Origin of the sequence: Desulfosporosinus paludis (assembly GCF_045689965.1) — a bacterium.
GTDB classification, from domain to species: domain Bacteria; phylum Bacillota; class Desulfitobacteriia; order Desulfitobacteriales; family Desulfitobacteriaceae; genus Desulfosporosinus; species Desulfosporosinus paludis.
Genome location: NZ_CP144211.1, coordinates 327246 through 345468, shown reverse-complemented (window position 1 = coordinate 345468; position 18223 = coordinate 327246). Strand labels below are relative to the sequence as shown.

Sequence of the window (18223 nt, the reverse complement as noted above, 5' to 3'; positions counted from 1 at the left end):
AAGGAGATATATCCGACATCTGTCGCAAATACCGACTGCTTTGAAGGGAGCTGAGACAGATGTCGGTAACTAGACGTTATATGAAATCCCCTTATCGGAGTAGAATTATAGGTTGAAGGAGTCGTATATGAATATCCAAATTATCGTGGTTATTATGCTGAACTTTATAATATCGTTAATAGGAACATTAGCATACTCAGTAAGACTAGTAGGCGTTAGGACTGGCAAAATTGCTGTGTCTTTCGCGCTTTTCAACATTTTGATGTTGGTTTCAAGGGTTGCAGTTACCTTTCAAGTTCCAATACTAACCAAATATGTTGAAGGAAACCCGGGAGCAGGTGATCTGTTAACAATTTTCAATGTAATAATTGTAATTTCTGGTGTAGCAACAGCTTTTGGAGCTCTTTTAATTCCGACATTTCAAAGAATTCTATATCGTGGAGTTAGGTCATTTACCATAGACAGGTCTTTATCTAAACTGATTTTACATAGCTTTTCAAAGTCTGGAATTCGATACATGAAAGAATGTGTTTCGGTACCATCAAAAGAAAACGTTAAACAGTTAACTCAAAAAAAGTATCCGAAGAGAATATTTGTTTATAATCTTATTACTGTTGCTTTAATCACTGTGGGTTCACTAGCTCCAATATATGCCGGAATTTTAGAACCAGGCTTAAGGGCAACATGCATTACACTTTCTTCAATCGTGAATGGAATTGCAACAATATTAATGACAATTTTTATAGATCCTCAATTATCAATAATGACGGATGATGTAATAGATGGGAAGCGCACTGAGGAAGAATTTAGGGTTTGTGTAATAGGCTTGGTTGGGAGTAAAACAATGGGCACATTTGCATCTTTGTTGTTACTTTTGCCTTTCTCATATTTAATAGTATTTATAGCTAAAGTAATATGATCTTTTAGAAGGGCGTTGAAGCAGGGGACTTCATATAACAGCGCATTCCCAAAATCTGAGATAATATGAAAGTAGTAACCAGACTTCGGGAACCCTCGGGACGTTATCTGAAAGGGCGCTATCGGGATAAGTTCTTGGGTCTCACGATCTGGGGTGAGATTTGTAGCCTATTGAAAATAATATGTTCAGGAGTGTTTTTTATTGAGGGAATCCAGAAATCCAAAACGCAAACTCTTAACGATCAAAGTTCTGCATACTATCATTTGGGTGTTTTTCGTTCTAATTATATTGTACATCCTATATTCGGGAATATTTAACAGGATAGATATATTGACTTGGGTCGCAATTGTTTTAATCGTGGTTGAAGGAATTATCCTACTTGTCAACGGTTGGCGATGTCCTCTTACCAATCTGGGAGAGAAATATACCGAACAGACTGATGTTGGATTTGATATCTTTCTTCCTAGTTGGGTGGCTAAGAATAATAAGACTATCTTTACAACAATTTATTTAATTGGCGTAATAATAGTTATTTACAGATTACTAACATAGTCCTTCTTTAAGTAATTCAATAACGAACATGCAACTCTTTCGATTGAGTGACAGTTGAAGATTTTACGGAGTCTGGTAGGTAAAGAGTTTCTGGGTCTGTCTTAATAGAGGAGCCCCATCAGATAACAGCGTATTCTCGAAACCTGAGAGAATATGAAGGTAGTAACCAGGTTTTGGGAATACGCGAAACGTTATCTGACATCTGTTTTTCGGAGTTAATCAAGGAAGTCATATTTTCTTTTGCCGTGTAAAATCCGCCGGATCTCAACTATATCATCAAGAATAACGTAAAATACAAGATAGTTTTCAACTACCAGCATTCGATAGTTAAGCTGAATAAGTCTTTGGTCCTTAGGAACATGGCCCATATAGGGGAAATAGACCAATTTGGAAATGGTCTTATCAATGTCATCTAATAGCCTTAGTGCTACGGTTGGATTATCAATTTGAATATACTCTAGGATTTCAGTTAGGTCTTTTTCGGCAATAGGAAGGTATTCAATTCGAAATTTATTGCTCATTGATCCGAGTCCTTAACTTATTCATAAGCTCTTTATGAGAGGTACGTGGCATTTGAGCAGCACTTTGGGCTTCAGCCTCACCTAATTTCTGATAAAGATCCAACAAGGCTTGTTGTTTTTCATAAAGGGCCATACTCATAACAACTAGGTCACCTTGGCCATTTTTAGTGATAAAGACGGGTTCGCCATCTTTATGGCAGATTTCAGATATCTGGTTAAAGTTATTTCTCAGATCAGATATTGGTTTAATAATTGGCATAGTCCTACACCGTCCTATCGTGTTGTATGCTAATATTATATCATAATTATGATAGAGAGATGCAAACGACAAACGTCAGAAAACAGAGGGTTTGTAACATCGGAGAGAATATGAATGAAGTAACCCGACGCCGCAAACCCTCGGGACGTTATAGGACATCTCGGTCAAGATTGAGGCTTTGAAAGACAAGAGAGGAGTTTGTAAACGAAATCTATGGAGAAGCAGTATTGCTATTTATTTGGCCCACGGTCAGGAATCTCTTATCTTCTCATTATAGCGATTTTATCAGTTGCGAAAATTTATCGAATAATGTACAGATCAAGACAGACCAAGAATGAATCAAATCTATGTAGCTAAAAAGAGAGCAGAGTTATTATGAAGCTATATGCGGTTAATTTAACTGATAAAAAGAATAGTTTTATTACAGATTTCCATGTTGGCGGTGGCTATCAATTTGGATTGGGAATCAAAGATAATATTTTGCTATACGACCAATGTGTACCAAATAACCAAAATGATTTTACGCATGGAGACGGTGTTTCGGTTGATAATCAACAGTGACAAGTTATTCATTCAGGCCTTGAATTATCGAAAGGAGTCTCAACGCCAAGGGAGAAAAATCATATGAAAACAAAGACTTCATTTGCCATTGCTCTCATTTTTATAGTCCTCCTAATTCCGTCTATGCATACAAAGGCATTTATGGCCGAGGAAGGAACAATAACAAAAATAGCCACACCATTTCGACCTTTTGCTGTAAAGTTATTAAAGACCAGCAATTTCCCTATTTGTTTGCCCACCTATTTTCCTCCCACAAATCAGGAAAATAAGTGGCATCTAAGTCTGGAAACAAGCAAGAATAAGTTTACGATAGAAATCGACCAGTGGACTCCAGATGAAAGAACCGGTACTGGTTTATATGCTGGAACTCTTTCCGGTAACATTGAGAATCCTCTAGGACCACCGATAGTAGAGCAGTTTATCAGTGAAAACAAAGAAGTAAAAACGATCAACCTTGCTAATGGAATTGATGGTAAGGAATATATTATGGACCTTAATGCTTTTAGGGCAATCTCATGGGAGATTGGCCGATGGAGTTACTTTGTTGCAGCTCGACCGAACAATAAAGAAGATAGGGCTAGGAATTATGCCTCCGAGATCATCAAAACTATTGGGGAGAACGGCCTGGGTCTTTCGGGTTCCCCGGGGAATTTATATTTTCTTGATATTGGCGCAAACCACCCTACCATGGAAATCTTCTGGAAGGTGAATGATACTGTTTGGTATCAGTTAGACTGGCGGGATGACCCAAGTGTTGCTGTCAAAATCCTTCGGAGCATGACGAATTTGAGCGTTGGACAACTTTCCACTACTAATGAAACTTCCTCTAATAATGAGACGGACAAATTGATAACCCAATCCACTACGAATCAAAGTACTCAGCCTGAAATAAGTACAAGTGAAGCATGGCAAATTGTATCAAGACTTAGGTATGTACAAGGAGAAGTAGTTTCTTTACAGCAATCTCCAGACGGGAGTATAACATTAAGTTTAAGAGTTGAAGTAAGTTATCATAACGGTACAGACCCCATTGAAGATCCGGATTTTCCCTTTAAGAGAGGGCAGATAGTGGAATTTATAATTAAAGATAGGCCCCCTATGGACTTGAGCAAGTTTAAACGAGTAATTATTTATGAAGGACAGGTTACTACAGATGGAATAAATGATTTTCTTGGTGCAGTAGTAAAGTATTATGAGCAAGACAGCAACTTTTTCGATTTGAACGGTAAGCAAATAAAATTACCTCTTGAAGACTATCCTCAAACAATTAATTAACGTAATAGACTAAGCTCATCACACCCCTGCCCACGTACAAAGGGAAAAAAGTAAAAGATGATACAATAATCTTAAAAAATATTCTACGAAATAAGCAGACGGTCATTTAAGAATAATAGCAAGAGTTAAATGTTAAAAATGAAATTTAAAATCTAGAAGAAACTGAGTATAAAGGCTATTGGGGGTTATCCTCATTAGCCTTTATTAAATACTAGATCCCATGCCGCTTTTTGGCACAAGCTTTTTTTATGTGGTCAAAAGGATACAAATCTAAAATCTTAAAAGCTACAAAACACCACGCTATGTAATATATAGTTTACATAAAGAATAATATAGTGTATAATATGCAATGTGGGAGGGAAGGCGTTTGAAGAATCTTAAATTGAAATCGGCGAGAGCTATCTTGGATATGTCACAAGAGCAATTAGCACAAGCCGTGGGCGTAACAAGGCAAACTATTGGAATGATTGAAGCCGGTAAATTTAATCCTTCGTTGCAGTTGTGTATAGCTATATGTAAGACATTGGGTAAAACATTAGACGATATTTTTTGGGAGGAATAATTATGAGGGATGAAAGAATTGAACAGGCCAAAAATAAAATACAAGGCGAAATGGCAATTATTATTTTATTTGGAATAGCTATCTCATTTTCCATAAAAACCTTAGTATTTAAGATGAATTTAAAAGAATGCCTTACGGAATATTTAATTTTGATATTAGCCCCCCTGTACCAATTGACCAGAATGCATATGCTGAAGATAAGTGGTTACAATGAACGAGGAAATAGGCAATCTGTGAAAAAACTATTTATAGCAATTGCAATCTTTCTGGGTGCATCGGCAGTATCTATGTTTAACTTGACGAAGGAGTCAACAGTGTATGTTTGGCAAAGCTCAGTACCTTTCCTATGTGTATTTTTGGTATTATTCGTAGTAATCTTTTTGATCACTAATAAGTTTAATCAGTACAGAGGCCACAAGTACGAAAAAGAATTTGATGATGATAAATAGACAAGTCTTGGTGATATTATCTGAGATAAGAGCAGGGAGAATTTGATAGGATTGGTGGAGAAATTAAGGTTGGCTTAAAATATTGTCAGGACGGGGTATCCAAGTTTAAACGGTTACAAAGTGGCCCAAGCAATGTAAAGACCAGCACCGAAAGGCGCTGGCTTTTACATGCTTGAGTCATCTAGCTTTGAAGCAAACCACCGCCATTGACGAGTGGTTAGGCTTATAATTCTGACGTTCGTCGATATATTCTATTTTAAGGACAAAATTATCTCTTCACTCCTACGGATCTTGCCTATCTTAGGGAAGATGTAGTTACAAACATAATCATGCTCTTCTTTTGCTGCAGCTGTCATGGCATCGATTCCACGGCGACGCAGCTGTAAGTCAAGGTCAGTACCATAGAATGCTCCCCATTGCCGTTTGGTAACAACATGAACATTTTTTAAATCTGTAGTTGGTTTTAACATATCCCTTCTTTAACAGGATATCTTTTTTTATCAAGAGTCATTGTGCCTGTTCAAGAGCCAAGGCGTATTCTAGAGTTAATTTTACAATCGGCAGTAGTTATCAAGATCTTTAAAAATAATATCGCCAGCAAAGAGGTAATTAATGGGAATTGGAGAATAGGATAAGTATCATGATTTATTCTTAATATTCGTATAAGTACGAAGAGAGTGTTTTTATGTTTCTGGATAGAATGATGTCATACTTAGTTGCCAGTGGGGGGTATATACGTGGATAAGATTACTGGAGATGAAGAGGGCAACGTTAATGACATAAGTGAACTAAAGCAAGCAGAATCACTTGAGAAATTTGATGAGCAAGTAACAGCTGCGGAAGAAGAACTGAGACAGCAGATGGAAGAATTGATCCTAACTACCTTGTATAAAGAACTAAGACAGTCGGAAGATGAGCTGAAGCGACAGTTTAATGTCATAACTATGAATAATGAGTTGATAGCACTGAGCGAAGAGCGTTATAAAACACTGGTTAACAATTCCCATGATGTAATTTTCTGCTGTGATTTGAAAGGAGCTTTTACGACAATCAATAAAAAGTTTTGTGAAGCCGTAGACTTACCTAAAGAATCAATTATTGGCAAGACGATCAATGATATTCAAGATGACCTAGGCTATATTCAAAAATGGAATGAGGCATTCACAAAAGTTATCACTGATGGTAACGCAAATTCTTTTACATATCGCTATGAAAGGAACCTTGGAAGCAGGATTATCGGCTATTATGATGTGACTTTGTCACCGTTATTTGATCTGAGAAAGAAGATCATTGGCGTAATTGGCACCAACCGGGATATAACAACGACTATAGAAAATGAGAATAAAATAAAACATATGACATATTATGACGGTATTACAGATCTGCCCAGCAGAGTTCTATTCTTAGAACGATTGGATAATGCCATCGAGTTATCAAAAAAGAAATCCAATCATGTAATCATCATCATTCTTAACATAGATAATTTTAAAACTATAAATAACACGTTAGGATATGCCATGGGGGATATTCTGCTCGTTGAAACTGCAGCAAGATTACTGAAATGCATTAAAGGAAAAGATACCGTTTCTCGCTTAAATGGAGATGAATATGGCTTACTACTGGAGAATGTAGAACACGAAGATGATATTGTTAACCTTCTGAAAAGAATAGGCAAAATATTCGATGAACCTTTTAGGGTTAAAGATGAGAGCATCAGTCTCACAGCAAGTATTGGAGTCTCGATTTATCCAGATGACGGAGACACTAATGAAGAACTCTTAAATAATGCAGCGACGGCAATGCTTGTTGCTAAAAAGTTTGGTAAAAATCGCTTGGAATTTTTCAATTTCAAAATGAAACATGAATTCTTGAAAACATCAAATATCGAGAGGCTGCTAAGGAAGGCGATAAATAACAATGAATTTATTTTATACTATCAACCGCAATACACGATAACAGGGAAGCTTCGTGGTTTTGAAGCCTTAATACGATGGAACAGTCCGGAAATGGGCTTGTTGAATCCTATGGAGTTTATACCGATTGCTGAAGAGACGGGACTTATCATTCAAATCGGCAAGTGGGTATTAAACACGGCGATACTTGCATGCAAAAAATATAATGACAAGCATGGGTGTGACTTTATTATGTCGCTAAATATCTCTCCTCTTCAATTCAGGCAAAAAGGATTTGGCGAATTTGTTATAAAAGCTATTAAATCTTCCGGTTTAAAACCTCGAAGCCTTGAATTGGAAATCACTGAAAGCAGTTTTATTAATAATTACGACAGCGTCGCTAAAGAACTAAAAAATTTAAGAGATTTCGGGGTGAGAATTGCTCTGGATGATTTCGGAACGGGTTATTCTTCTTTAAGTTATCTTAAAAAGCTTCCTATCGATCTTTTGAAAATTGACAAATCCTTCATCCAGGAAATTGATTTTTCCAATCCCCATAATGACTTAACAGAATCAATTATCGCCTTAGTCAATAAGCTTAATATTAAAACGATTGCCGAAGGTGTTGAGACGTTAGAACAACTAAATTTCCTGACGAATGCCAAATGTGATTATGTACAAGGGTATTACTTTGGGAAACCGAGTGCTGAAGAATTAATGGACGATATTATAAAAAAAGCTGTTAAAAAATAAAATCTTCGCTAAAGAAATCCAGGAAACTTTTCAGACTCATAAGAATCGGTATGATTTTAAGATTATTAGTTAAATATCGGGCAAATTATTTGTATTATTGATCATGAACATATTGATTTTTCATAGACACTCTAATTGACTAATGATAAGCTAATAAAAAATCAAACAGGATCGAGAATCATGGCGAGAGTCATGCAAAATGGTCCATTTCGATTAAAGGAGGGAAAACTGGTTCCTACCTAACGTAGGATCAGGAAACGCATGAGAATGACTTTAGCGAAGAAAATGATCGTTTATTTTTTGTTGGTAATTTTCGTGGCAACCGTAGGATCGGTGTATACTATTTATGAATGCACTAAAGCAGAGGCGTCGGTCAATGATCTTACAGGTAAGATTCCGCGAATGCAGAAAAATAATGATATCGCCTTTAATGCCGCAGCAGAATCTTCTAATCTTAGAGCTTATATGCTCTATGGAAAGGAACAATACCTCAATGAATATTACCGATTAGTTCAATTGAATCAGAAACTTGAAGATGAACTCATCAATGAAGCAACGACGGAAACATCACGCAAATTATCCGCCGATACTAAAGCTCTGGACCAGAAATATGCTGAAATCGTTGATCAAAAATTTATACCTTTATTAAAAGCGGGCAACAAGGATGGTGCTATACAAATTGCGATGAATGAATTGGCGCCGCAAAACAGTCAACTGCTCGCGAAGATTGACGAAGCCAAAAAATATCGCTTCAATACAGTGACCCAAGCAATGGACAGTACCTATATTGCTGCTAAACTCGCCAAAAAGGTTGCTAGTTCAGTGTCTGTTTTGGTAGCGATCTTAGGAATTCTCATTGGAGTGTTTGCTGCCCGCAGAATTACAGCTCCTATAAAGGTGTTACAAGGTTTGATGGCTAAAGCCTGTGAAGGAAATCTGCTGATAAAAGCGGCGGTTAAAACAAGCGATGAAATTGGGCAGCTTTGTGAATCATTTAATAAGATGATTGCCTCGCAATTGGAAATTGTTAAGTTGGTCAAAAGTAGTTCGATCGATTTGGCTGCAGCCTCGCAAGAAATGGCAGCTTCTTCTGCAGAAGTCTCAGCAACGACAATAACTGTTTCCCAAAGGAACCAGGCTGTGGCACAGTCGATGATAAGCGCCTCCAACTCAAGTACGGAAACTTCACAGGTTCTAATTGAACTTTCAGCACTTATTCAGATAGCCAAGGACAAGGCTTTATCGGCCAGCAGGAAGTCATTAACGTCTATTAAAGCAGCAACTGAAGGAAAGGCCACCGTAAATGTAGTCATGCAGAGTATGAATACGATTCATGACAAGACAAAGGAAGCAGAAAAAGTAATCACGCTCCTAAATGAATACTCTCAAAAAATTGGCATGATTAACGCAACCATAACCGGCATTGCAGACCAAACGAATTTGTTGGCCTTAAATGCAGCGATTGAAGCTGCACGGGCGGGTGAATCAGGCAGAGGATTTGCAGTTGTTGCAGAGGAAGTCAAAAAACTGGCAGAACAGTCCAATGCCGAGGCCATGAACATTTCACAGCTTATTTCTAAAATCACCGCGAGTACCGATAGTGCGGTTATCGCTATGAAGGATAGTTTGACTGAGGTTGAAGTAGGGGTGGAAGAAGTTAACAAGGCAGGGGAATCGTTAGAAAACATCCTTTCTGCTGTTAGGGAAACGGTCAGTGATATTGATGGAATAGCAGAAGTAACGAACGATGAGGTCGCTTCTTCCGATAAAATCGTGGAGCTCATTGAAGTTGTAGCTGAAGTTATAGAGAGTACGAGCCGGGATGCGCAAGAGGTTTCATCTGCAATCGAGGAAACAACTGCAACGATCGAAACAGTGGCGGCGAGCTCCGAACAGACAAGTGCTATGGCCCAAAACTTGAACAGTCTCATTAATAAATTTATAGTTGAGGAGTAAAGGAGGAAGATTCATGAAACATTCGATTAATGTCAAGGGAAACCAGGCGATGATTTTTTTAACCGATAAGATATACGTTCACGATGCTTCTGTACTTAGGGAAGAACTATTAGAAGTTATCGACCATGGGGTTACGGATATAAAGATTGATCTCTCCGGACTTACTTATATAGATAGTTCCGGTTTAGGAACCCTAGTGAAAATCAATAAAACAACCAAGGAGAAAAATGGCAGACTTGTACTAACAGGTGCCAAAGGGCTTCCGGAGGAATTACTTAAACGGACCCGACTTGATAAGGTCTTCACCATTGAATAATAATGATCTTGCGTAACTCCATGACAGCGAGAGGGATAGGCTAAGAGACAGTAAAGAATACGAAAGAGGATAAGGAGGTAATTGCTATGACTTTTAAAGAACTTGATCATGATATTTCTGATCATTACTATCAGGACAGCTTGAAGCTGCTCTTTGACCAAATAGACGATTATCTTTTTATCCTCGATCATACAGGTAAAATTATTCGGTTAAATAAAGCTGCTTTAGAGAAACTTGAATATACTTTAGAAGAACTTATAACTATGAATATTGAACTCCTCTGCCCTTTGGCGAAACGAACGGAATTGCTCGAACTCTTAAAAGGTACGTTAGAAGGGAGGATATCCGAAGGTTCGATAGAGCTATGTACGAAATCTAAAAAACAAATTTATATGGAAACCCGTATATTTAAAGGGAAATGGGAAGGAAAAGATGTCCTATATGGCATTGGTAAGGATATTAAACTTAAGATAGAAGATCAAAAGTTTAAAGACTATCAATCAATGCTTGACAGTATACCATTTTTAGCTTGGATAAAAGATAAGAACGGAAAATATGTTATTATTAATAAGAATTTTGAGAAGTTCTATAATATAAAGAATACGGTCATTGTTGGTAAGACTGATTTTGATTTCTTCCCCTTTAAAATCGCTTTGGAACATAAAAAGAGTGAGGAAGAACTAATAAAATCCAGAAAAAGTTTGCTTAGTCTACCTCCACATCATCATGAAATAAGCGGTAAGTGGCTTGAAACATTTGTTGCGCCTTTTTTTGAATTTGATGGTGCACTTGCCGGAACGCTGGGAGTCGCTAGAGATATTACTAGTAGGAAAATACTGGAGAAACAATTAAGAGAACAGGCAGAATATGCTGAGCTGCTTTTTAGAACTGTTCCTAGCGCTGTCCTTTCCGTAGATAAAGATAGAAGAATAATTCGATGGAATAAGATCGCCGAGCAGTTAACCGGCTATACAGAATCAGAAGCTATGGGTAAAGAATGCTCTAGAGTATTGCATGGAGTAGGTATTGAAGGCTGTTATTTGTGCTGTAACGCCAGCGACTCCCCCTTAATCAATAATAAGTGTAAAATTATAACGAAAGATGGTCAAATTAGGCATGTTCTAAAAAGCATAGCCGTCTTGAAAAACGAATTTGGTGAAGTCACTGAAAAAATGGAGTGCCTTGAAGACATTACAGAGATGATTAATATCGAAGAGAAACTCTACGAGCGAGAACGACAAACTCAGATGGAGCTATTAATGGCGGCTCGGGTGCAACAGGAGTCCCTGCCTCACCCTTTCCTCGGAGAAAAGGTGCGTGTTAATACGATCTTTAAGTCCTATAGCACAGTTAGTGGAGATTTTTTTAACTATAGGTGGTTTGAAGAGCAAAATAAATTGTGCGGCTATATTATTGATGTATGTGGCCATGGTCTTGCCACAGCTATGCAAACCGCTACTTTTAAAATGATGTTGGATAATGTTCTCCTCACTGGTGAGAAGATCACAGAAAATGACCTGAAGATTATAAATCGGAGAATAATGCCGTATTTATATGAAGGTTCTTTTGTGGCTTTGCTATACTTTGAATTTGACTTGCAAGCCGCGGTGCTCAAACTTATTTCGGCAGGAATAACCTTATTTTTAGCGATTAAGTCCAATGACTGTTCACTAGTCCCCTTGTCGGGTTGTTACCTCGGCATAATAGATGACCCTGATATTGAAGTGGTGACAATGCCCATCAAACCTGGCGAGATCTATTGCATGATGAGTGATGGGGTTTCCGATTTGATAGAATTACATGGGGTAAGCAAACAAAGAGGTTTTAAGGGATACTTAAACTGGCTTACCAAATTGGCAGATTGCCCTGAAAGGAATGATGATTTTTCCGCTGTTTGTATCGAGATCCCTCGAGAAAAAGATAACAAAGAGATAAACGTGCTGGATATAAAAACTGATGGAGATCTGGAACATGCTCAGGTAGTTATTAGTGAATTTCTCGAACGAAACGCCTCAATTCACGCCTCCGAATTGGAAGTTGCGATTAATGAAGCGATAAATAACGGTTTTTTTGCCTGTGGGCAAGTTTATGTTAAAACTAGGCGAGTTGGCAGCAAATTAATCGTTAGGGTTAAGGATGACTGCTCGGGTTTTAATATTAAAGACGTTAAAAGTTTAATGGATAATGATCTATTTGATCAAGAGCTTGATGAACTGTTCGTTGAGGAAGGTGGGCGTGGTATCTTCTTAATGAGAGCATTTTGTGACAAAGTGATCTATAATGCGAAAGGCAATGAAGTTTTATTGATGAAGAAAATCGGATTTAGGTAGATGCGCTGCTGTGATCCATAGTTTTCTGCAGCTGAAAGAGGTCGTTATTTGCTCAATATCTAAGCCTCAAATTGCTACAGAAAGGGGGATAATAAAGTTGAGTGTTCAGGCAAACTTAGATGCTGTTTTAAGTTTACTAGAACTGTTTACAGAAGATTATTCGTGTAGAGATTATCTTCATGCGGTCATCCGGTGTATATCTGAGCGTACAAAATGTCGTTGTGTAGGGATAAGAATTCGCAGTGATGATGGAAAAATCCCCTACTATGCGACTATTGGTTTTGAGCACGACTTTTTAACCTTAGAATCTGACCTGTCACTTGATGATGAGTGTTTATGCAAGAGAGTTTTTCGACAGCAATTTGAACCGGCTGACCTAAGCATTCTTAGTGAGAAATGTTACGTTTGTTCCAATAATCTCATTAGTTTTTATGAGAACCTTTCTGAGGACAAACAGTCTCAATTTCGGGGTGAGTGCGTGAGAAAAGGATTTCGAACCTTTGCGATCATCCCGTTAATCCACGATGAAAACGTGATCGGAACCATTCAGATTGCAGACGAAGAAGCGGAACTTCTTAGCCCAGATATGATGGAGTTTATTGTCCAGATTAGTGATCTGATCGTTGAAGCTCTAAGGCGCTATAAACTGGAAGAAGAAGTTGAGCTGAATCAGTCCAGCACTGCAGTCTTAAATGCCATGTTTGCCGGAACTAATGCCATTGCTTATGTTGTTGACTCTCTTACCTATAGAATTTTATTTTCCAGTAAAACATTGGAAGCTCTTTATAACAAGGACCTCAAAGATCAGATTTGTTATCAGTCTTTTTATGGTCTGGAGGCTCCTTGCAAAGATTGTTTAGTTCAACTGAACAACAATGACAGTATGCAGCGAGTTCATAATCGGATGCTTAATCGTGATTACTTAATGTCAAGAAAATCCATTCTTTGGCCTGATCAACGAAAAGCCTGGTTGACTTTTGCCTGGGATATTACGGATCAACTCTTGTTGGAGAAGAAATATAAAACCATCTTTGAGGCATCGGCTTCTGCCTTTCTTATACTCGAAAAGGGACTTGTCATATCTATGGTCAACCAACAAGCCGAGCATTTATTGGGATTTTCAAGCGCAGTTCTCGTAGGAACAAACCTACAATGGTTTTTAGCCCCTGACGAAGCTGAGAAAATAAAAGAGTATTATCAACGAAGAATAAATGGTGATCAGGATGTCCCTAAGCAATACGAAACAAAATTAAGGCTATCCGACGGGAAAACAAAGTATGTTATTGTTAATAGTGCTTTAATTCCGGAAACTACAACTACGATTATATCCCTTTCCGATATAACCGAACGGAAAAAAGCTGAGGATAAACTTTACTATCTAAGTTATCATGATAATCTTACCAAATTATATAATCGCGAATATTTCGACACGAAGATCCAAGAACTGGACCATAGGCAGGCTGCAGACGTTGGAATTATAATGGTTGACATAAATGGGCTGAACCTGATCAACAATAGTTTTGGCACAAATGTCGGCGATGAGATTCTGAAAACCTTGGCGAATGTTTTATTGAAGTTGTTTCCTCATAAAGGGACTGTTGCCAGGATCGGTGGAGATGAATTTGCAATAATTCTTGTCCCATGCAGCAGCGAAGAAATAGAAACGGCTTATTTCAAGATTAGAAATACTGTCGAAGATCAAATTCTTAACTTGGAGATAAAATTCAGTGTGTCTGTTGGTTATGGATACGGTGGGTCTGGTAAGATTACCTTGGATGTAGTACGTGAAGCCGATTTTAATATGAACCGAGATAAGCTTTTCCAGGTGCAAAGCGCTAAAAGTTCAATCGTTCAAACGCTGACAAAAGCCCTGGAAGCACGGGATTTTATTACTGAAGGGCATGCGGAAAGGCTGGAAAATTTAGCACTTCTACTAGGTCGTAAAGTCGGTCTTTCAGAACAAAAACTCTCGGATTTGCGCTTATTTGCTAAATTTCATGACATAGGAAAGGTAGGGATCCCTGACCACATTTTATTTAAACGAGCTAGGTTAAAAACTTCAGAGAAGTCCGTCATGGAAACCCATTGCGAGATCGGATATAGAATCGCCAAGGCTTCCCCGGATCTTCTGCCGATCGCCGATTGGATATTAAGACATCATGAAAATTGGAATGGAGCCGGCTATCCGTTAGGGTTAAGTGGTTATAACATTCCGGTTGAATGTCGTATTCTTACGGTAATCGACGCTTACGATGCTATGACTAATGATCGACCTTACCGAAAAGCTATGCCCTATGCGGCCGTAGTGGATGAACTAAAACGTTGTGCCGGAAGCCAGTTTGACCCTGAGATCGTCGACGTTTTTTTGAATAAGTGCCTCGTCGATTGATGAGGCATTAAAAGCGTCTTCCTTTCACTAATTAAAGTGAAGGGAGGACGCTTTTAATGCCTCTTTCTATGTAGGTTTTGGAAGGTTCTCTTGTACCACTCCCAATGGGCAAAGAAATGATAAATCGACGCAGCGACAAACATTATCGATGTCCATTTGTGTATTCCTTCAAGGAACATAGACAGATCGTCTCTGCCTGAATCAAATGGAAAGACGAACCATACGAGCAGCCCCGTCGCAGTAATCACGAGCAACAATAAGATCAATAGGGTATCGAGCAGGAAATTGCTTCTTGATCTGTTCATAACGCACCACCCAATTAAAGATATTTAAAACCGGCAGGATTATGCATTGATCGATCATTGAGTAGAAGATGTTGCTTAGTGTCTTTCTTAAAGATATACTCAATCTATTAAGTTTTCATCCAGTTAGCTAAACTGTGATAGAGATGGAAACATGGTGTGGGCGCGTTTAAATAATTACACCTTCACCCTTTTACCCCGCAGGTCGTGGATTGATCTGCGGGTTTTTCTATAAATTGGCTAAACTTTATTGAGAAATATAGTGTAGAATATAGATATTTGAAGAATCATGATTATTTTTATAAAATGGAGGCAAAATGAGTAATATTGGGATTCCTAGCTCTTCAAATCCAATGATTCAGCCAAGACCCAATAGAAAACCTGCTGGAATCTATTATTACAGCCGCAAGAAAAAAAGATTAAGGCAGCTCTTAACAGGGATGATTAGCCTTATCCTTATCTTTAGCTTGTGCTTTTTTGGGTTTTTATATGCACCCATCCAGCCATTTGAGATGTTGCGGGAATTATGGGTAACGAGTGCGATGACGACGATGAATCACCAATACTTGGCAACCTGCTTGTTTAGTGAGGCAGAGATTCAAAGGATACTGGATAACAATAAGGCGACAGAACTGGGAAACTCTCATCCGTCTGATATTAAGGTGTCTGGAACTAGCAAAAATACAGGTACCGAACTTATCGATATCAGTCAAAAAGGTTTCAAAGGTTATTTGCTTAAAGTCAAGGATCCTGGCCGTGTTAAGGTAGCTGCGACACGTTATCTTGGCCAGGTGGGAGAAAAAGCCGAAGATATTGCCAAGGAGAACGGAGCAAGTGCCGTAATTAACGGAGGGGTCTTCGATGATCCTCAGGGTAACGGTAACGGCGGTCAACCCTTGGGTATTCTCATTTCGAACGGTCGTATTCTCTATAAAGATGCAGCCTCTTCCTTTGATATCATTGGTTTGGACCGCGATAATGTCTTGGTTCTTGGCCATTATACCCTAGACCAAATCAAACAAATGGGGATAAGAGACGCTGTCACCTTCAGCCCTTTTCTTGTAGTCGACGGTAAACCAGCGATTACCCATGGCGACGGAGGATGGGGCATCGCCCCCAGGACAGCAATCGGCCAGACAAAAGACGGCAGTATTTTGATGCTGGTCATTGATGGACGTCAGATCGGTTCTTTAGGCGCGACGCTTAAAGATGTGCAGGATATCATGCTTGAATACGGCGCTTATAATGTGGCGAATCTTGACGGCGGTGCTTCAACAGTTCTTTACTATGATGGCAAGATCGTCAATCATCCGTCGAGTCAATACGGCGAACGGCATGTACCATCCTTTTTTATCGTAAAATAGCCTATAGGGAGTAAGAGTTATGAATGTTGCCGGTAAATCCAGGCCCATCTTCATCTACGGTCAAGAGGAAATTGACTATCTTAAACGCAAAGACAAAAAACTGGGCGCTGCTATTGACAGGATCGGTCTAATTCAGCGTGAAATAACACCAGATCCTTTTACCGCTTTGATCTCCAGCGTTGTCAGTCAGCAGATTTCCAGTAAGGCGGCAGAAACGGTTTGGAATAGATTGTATACGCTGCTAAATGTGCGGAAGACTGAAAATGCTCCTCTTGCTGCCAGAGAAACCGAGAAAATCAGTTTGGCTGAAAGGATTGCTCGGGTGAGCCTCACGGAAATCAAAGCTTGCGGCATGTCCGAACGTAAGGCAGGCTATATCAAAGGGATAGCAGAGGCGGCACTTGCGGGTGATATGGATTTCCGGAAGATCCATACTCTGACGGATGAGGAAATCATCTCTAAATTGTCGTCTCTGCGCGGTGTCGGTGTTTGGACCGCTGAAATGCTCCTGATATTTTCTCTGAACCGCCTGAATGTGCTGAGTTATAAAGATCTGGCAATCTGCAGGGGTATGATGAATTTATACGGTCACAAGGAACTTTCGAAGGAGAGGTTTGAACGTTATCGAAAAAGGTATTCTCCCTACTGTTCTGTGGCATCCCTTTATTTATGGGCTTTATCTGTAGAGTGAAGTTCACCCAGTAAAACGACGTTTCTTTTTAAGCAGGGAGTTTTGTCGAATGAATTGAATTCTCCTGGTAATTAAGGTAAGATGTTGTCAAGAAATAAGGAATTAGGCTTGGGGGGATAGAATGAGTCCAGACGAAGTTTTAGGTCTGATTGAGTGTTTAAGATCTCAGCTCATTAGTTTAGCTCAAAATAAGTCCCTCGTTGACCCTGAAGTGGTAAACCTTAGCCAACGGTTGGATTCCTATTTGACGCTCTACCATAATATCATTAAAAATTTTTTTGGCTAGTGTATTAGTAAACTAAGGATCTTGCTGTCGTGATTATGATGGTAAGACATTATTAAGAGGAGTTTTCAAGTTGCTGAGAAGAGCAGTTTTAGACGATATCCCGCAAATAATGGACATTATTGAAAAGACGATTTTGGAGATGCATTCATACCAAAATTATCAATGGGATGAAAATTACCCACAGACAAAAGATTTCCAAGGGGATATTGAGGCCGGAAATTTATACGTTATTGAACGTGATGGGAACCTTGTTGCGTTTATTTGTGTCAATAAGGTTGAGCCTGACGAGTATTGCGATCTTGAATGGTCCTCTGCTCAGGAAAGTATGGTTATTCATAGGATGTCGGTTCACCCCGAACACCGGAGAAATGGGCTTGGTATTGAACTGATGAACTTCGCTGAGACGATTGCCAGAGACAGTCAAATCACTTATTTAAAAACGGATACGAATTCTAAGAATGAAAAGATGAAGATTCTCTTTAGGAAATGTGGTTATAAGTTTATTGGAGAGATAAAGTTTCCCGGAAAGGACGCCCCATTTTACTGTTATGATAAAATTTTTGAGAAAAAGTCCTAAAACATCCTCCGATGAATGTTTTAGGACTTTTTCTATTGTTAAGGAGTGGCAGGTTCAGTGGGCCGCCAATCTTTAACCCCGTTATCTTCAATGATTCCAAGGGTGACATCCGTTACATCCTCGTAAGCCAGTAAATTATCCCGAATTCTTGCTTTAATCTGATCCGCTTCGGCAAGAGTTAATCCTCTGCCTAGCTCGATATAGCTTTCCACATGATAAAAACGTCCTTCTTGTAAAATGCGCATTTTGTTGATATCTGTCACTGCATG

The 18223-nt window shown here is 38.8% G+C and carries 18 protein-coding genes and 1 pseudogene; 14 read left to right on the top strand and 5 right to left on the bottom strand.

What is annotated here, in order from left to right:
* Nucleotides 1-127: 127 nt before the first annotated feature.
* Nucleotides 128-919, top strand: coding sequence for a lipid II flippase Amj family protein (locus VZF35_RS01625; protein ID WP_407310367.1), 792 nt, complete (start codon nt 128-130; stop codon nt 917-919).
* Nucleotides 920-1686: 767 nt separating this feature from the next.
* On the opposite strand, the gene VZF35_RS01620 is transcribed toward VZF35_RS01625, so the two are convergent.
* Together VZF35_RS01620 and VZF35_RS01615 are read right to left on the bottom strand one after the other, a co-directional pair.
* Nucleotides 1687-1992 (bottom strand): type II toxin-antitoxin system RelE/ParE family toxin, encoded by a 306-nt coding sequence (locus VZF35_RS01620; RefSeq protein WP_407310366.1) that lies wholly within the window; start codon nt 1990-1992, stop codon nt 1687-1689.
* The gene (locus VZF35_RS01615) at nt 1982-2251 is read right to left on the bottom strand and encodes a type II toxin-antitoxin system prevent-host-death family antitoxin (RefSeq protein ID WP_407310365.1); all 270 of its coding nucleotides are present in this window, start codon (nt 2249-2251) and stop codon (nt 1982-1984) included. Before VZF35_RS01615 ends, VZF35_RS01620 begins: the two co-directional genes overlap by 11 nt.
* Nucleotides 2252-2626: 375 nt before the next feature.
* Between VZF35_RS01615 and VZF35_RS01610 the strand changes: the two genes are divergently transcribed.
* The 4 genes from VZF35_RS01610 (at nt 2627) to VZF35_RS01595 (ending at nt 5098) form a co-directional block, all read left to right on the top strand.
* Nucleotides 2627-2812 (top strand): hypothetical protein, encoded by a 186-nt coding sequence (locus tag VZF35_RS01610; RefSeq protein ID WP_407310364.1) that lies wholly within the window; start codon nt 2627-2629, stop codon nt 2810-2812.
* Nucleotides 2813-2875: 63 nt separating this feature from the next.
* Nucleotides 2876-4087 carry a hypothetical protein gene (locus tag VZF35_RS01605; protein WP_407310363.1) on the top strand — a complete coding sequence of 404 codons (1212 nt, stop codon included), beginning with the start codon at nt 2876-2878 and terminating at the stop codon, nt 4085-4087.
* Between the two features lie 367 nt (nt 4088-4454).
* Nucleotides 4455-4649: a helix-turn-helix transcriptional regulator gene (locus VZF35_RS01600; RefSeq protein ID WP_407310362.1), complete on the top strand. Its 195-nt coding sequence runs from the start codon at nt 4455-4457 to the stop codon at nt 4647-4649.
* Between the two features lie 2 nt (nt 4650-4651).
* On the top strand, nt 4652-5098 hold the full coding sequence (locus tag VZF35_RS01595) for a DUF6773 family protein (RefSeq protein ID WP_407310361.1): 447 nt from the start codon (nt 4652-4654) through the stop codon (nt 5096-5098).
* Between the two features lie 251 nt (nt 5099-5349).
* Here the strand turns inward: VZF35_RS01595 and VZF35_RS01590 are convergent.
* Nucleotides 5350-5574, bottom strand: a pseudogene (locus tag VZF35_RS01590) (isochorismatase family protein); the annotation flags it as partial.
* A gap of 261 nt (nt 5575-5835) precedes the next feature.
* Between VZF35_RS01590 and VZF35_RS01585 the strand changes: the two are divergent.
* From VZF35_RS01585 to VZF35_RS01565, 5 genes are all read left to right on the top strand, one after another.
* Nucleotides 5836-7743 (top strand): EAL domain-containing protein, encoded by a 1908-nt coding sequence (locus VZF35_RS01585; protein WP_407310360.1) that lies wholly within the window; start codon nt 5836-5838, stop codon nt 7741-7743.
* Nucleotides 7744-8004: 261 nt separating this feature from the next.
* Nucleotides 8005-9699 (top strand): methyl-accepting chemotaxis protein, encoded by a 1695-nt coding sequence (locus tag VZF35_RS01580; RefSeq protein ID WP_407310359.1) that lies wholly within the window; start codon nt 8005-8007, stop codon nt 9697-9699.
* Between the two features lie 13 nt (nt 9700-9712).
* Entirely contained in the window at nt 9713-10015 is a 303-nt protein-coding gene (locus VZF35_RS01575; RefSeq protein ID WP_407310357.1) for an STAS domain-containing protein, read from the top strand.
* An 86-nt stretch (nt 10016-10101) separates the two neighbouring features.
* A complete protein-coding gene (locus VZF35_RS01570) occupies nt 10102-12345 on the top strand; it encodes a PAS domain S-box protein (RefSeq protein ID WP_407310355.1) in 2244 nt (747 codons plus the stop codon).
* Between the two features lie 97 nt (nt 12346-12442).
* Nucleotides 12443-14734 carry an HD domain-containing phosphohydrolase gene (locus VZF35_RS01565; protein WP_407310353.1) on the top strand — a complete coding sequence of 764 codons (2292 nt, stop codon included), beginning with the start codon at nt 12443-12445 and terminating at the stop codon, nt 14732-14734.
* 53 nt (nt 14735-14787) lie between these two features.
* Here VZF35_RS01565 and VZF35_RS01560 read toward each other — a convergent pair whose 3' ends face one another.
* Complete coding sequence (locus VZF35_RS01560) at nt 14788-15039, bottom strand: DUF4405 domain-containing protein (protein ID WP_407310351.1); 252 nt, start codon at nt 15037-15039, stop codon at nt 14788-14790.
* Nucleotides 15040-15353: 314 nt separating this feature from the next.
* Here VZF35_RS01560 and VZF35_RS01555 point away from each other — a divergent pair, with 314 nt between their 5' ends.
* The 4 genes from VZF35_RS01555 to VZF35_RS01540 all read left to right on the top strand — a co-directional run bounded on the left by VZF35_RS01555 (nt 15354) and on the right by VZF35_RS01540 (nt 17954).
* Nucleotides 15354-16400: a phosphodiester glycosidase family protein gene (locus VZF35_RS01555; RefSeq protein ID WP_407310349.1), complete on the top strand. Its 1047-nt coding sequence runs from the start codon at nt 15354-15356 to the stop codon at nt 16398-16400.
* A 19-nt stretch (nt 16401-16419) separates the two neighbouring features.
* Nucleotides 16420-17091 (top strand): DNA-3-methyladenine glycosylase family protein, encoded by a 672-nt coding sequence (locus tag VZF35_RS01550; protein ID WP_407310347.1) that lies wholly within the window; start codon nt 16420-16422, stop codon nt 17089-17091.
* Nucleotides 17092-17212: 121 nt separating this feature from the next.
* Nucleotides 17213-17377, top strand: coding sequence for a Spo0E family sporulation regulatory protein-aspartic acid phosphatase (locus tag VZF35_RS01545; protein ID WP_407310345.1), 165 nt, complete (start codon nt 17213-17215; stop codon nt 17375-17377).
* Between the two features lie 70 nt (nt 17378-17447).
* Nucleotides 17448-17954, top strand: coding sequence for a GNAT family N-acetyltransferase (locus VZF35_RS01540; protein ID WP_407310342.1), 507 nt, complete (start codon nt 17448-17450; stop codon nt 17952-17954).
* 38 nt (nt 17955-17992) lie between these two features.
* Here VZF35_RS01540 and VZF35_RS01535 read toward each other — a convergent pair whose 3' ends face one another.
* Complete coding sequence (locus VZF35_RS01535; protein ID WP_407310340.1) at nt 17993-18217, bottom strand: hypothetical protein; 225 nt, start codon at nt 18215-18217, stop codon at nt 17993-17995.
* Between the last annotated feature and the right edge of the window lie 6 nt (nt 18218-18223).

Excerpts from the sequence above, each read along its gene's own strand:
- VZF35_RS01625 (WP_407310367.1), top strand. The coding sequence starts at position 128 with ATGAATATCCAAATTATCGTGGTTATTATGCTGAACTTTATAATATCG.
- VZF35_RS01620 (WP_407310366.1), bottom strand. The coding sequence starts at position 1,992 with ATGAGCAATAAATTTCGAATTGAATACCTTCCTATTGCCGAAAAAGAC.
- VZF35_RS01615 (WP_407310365.1), bottom strand. The coding sequence starts at position 2,251 with ATGCCAATTATTAAACCAATATCTGATCTGAGAAATAACTTTAACCAG.
- VZF35_RS01610 (WP_407310364.1), top strand. The coding sequence starts at position 2,627 with ATGAAGCTATATGCGGTTAATTTAACTGATAAAAAGAATAGTTTTATT.
- VZF35_RS01605 (WP_407310363.1), top strand. The coding sequence starts at position 2,876 with ATGAAAACAAAGACTTCATTTGCCATTGCTCTCATTTTTATAGTCCTC.
- VZF35_RS01595 (WP_407310361.1), top strand. The coding sequence starts at position 4,652 with ATGAGGGATGAAAGAATTGAACAGGCCAAAAATAAAATACAAGGCGAA.
- VZF35_RS01580 (WP_407310359.1), top strand. The coding sequence starts at position 8,005 with ATGAGAATGACTTTAGCGAAGAAAATGATCGTTTATTTTTTGTTGGTA.
- VZF35_RS01575 (WP_407310357.1), top strand. The coding sequence starts at position 9,713 with ATGAAACATTCGATTAATGTCAAGGGAAACCAGGCGATGATTTTTTTA.
- VZF35_RS01570 (WP_407310355.1), top strand. The coding sequence starts at position 10,102 with ATGACTTTTAAAGAACTTGATCATGATATTTCTGATCATTACTATCAG.
- VZF35_RS01560 (WP_407310351.1), bottom strand. The coding sequence starts at position 15,039 with ATGAACAGATCAAGAAGCAATTTCCTGCTCGATACCCTATTGATCTTA.
- VZF35_RS01555 (WP_407310349.1), top strand. The coding sequence starts at position 15,354 with ATGAGTAATATTGGGATTCCTAGCTCTTCAAATCCAATGATTCAGCCA.
- VZF35_RS01550 (WP_407310347.1), top strand. The coding sequence starts at position 16,420 with ATGAATGTTGCCGGTAAATCCAGGCCCATCTTCATCTACGGTCAAGAG.
- VZF35_RS01545 (WP_407310345.1), top strand. The coding sequence starts at position 17,213 with ATGAGTCCAGACGAAGTTTTAGGTCTGATTGAGTGTTTAAGATCTCAG.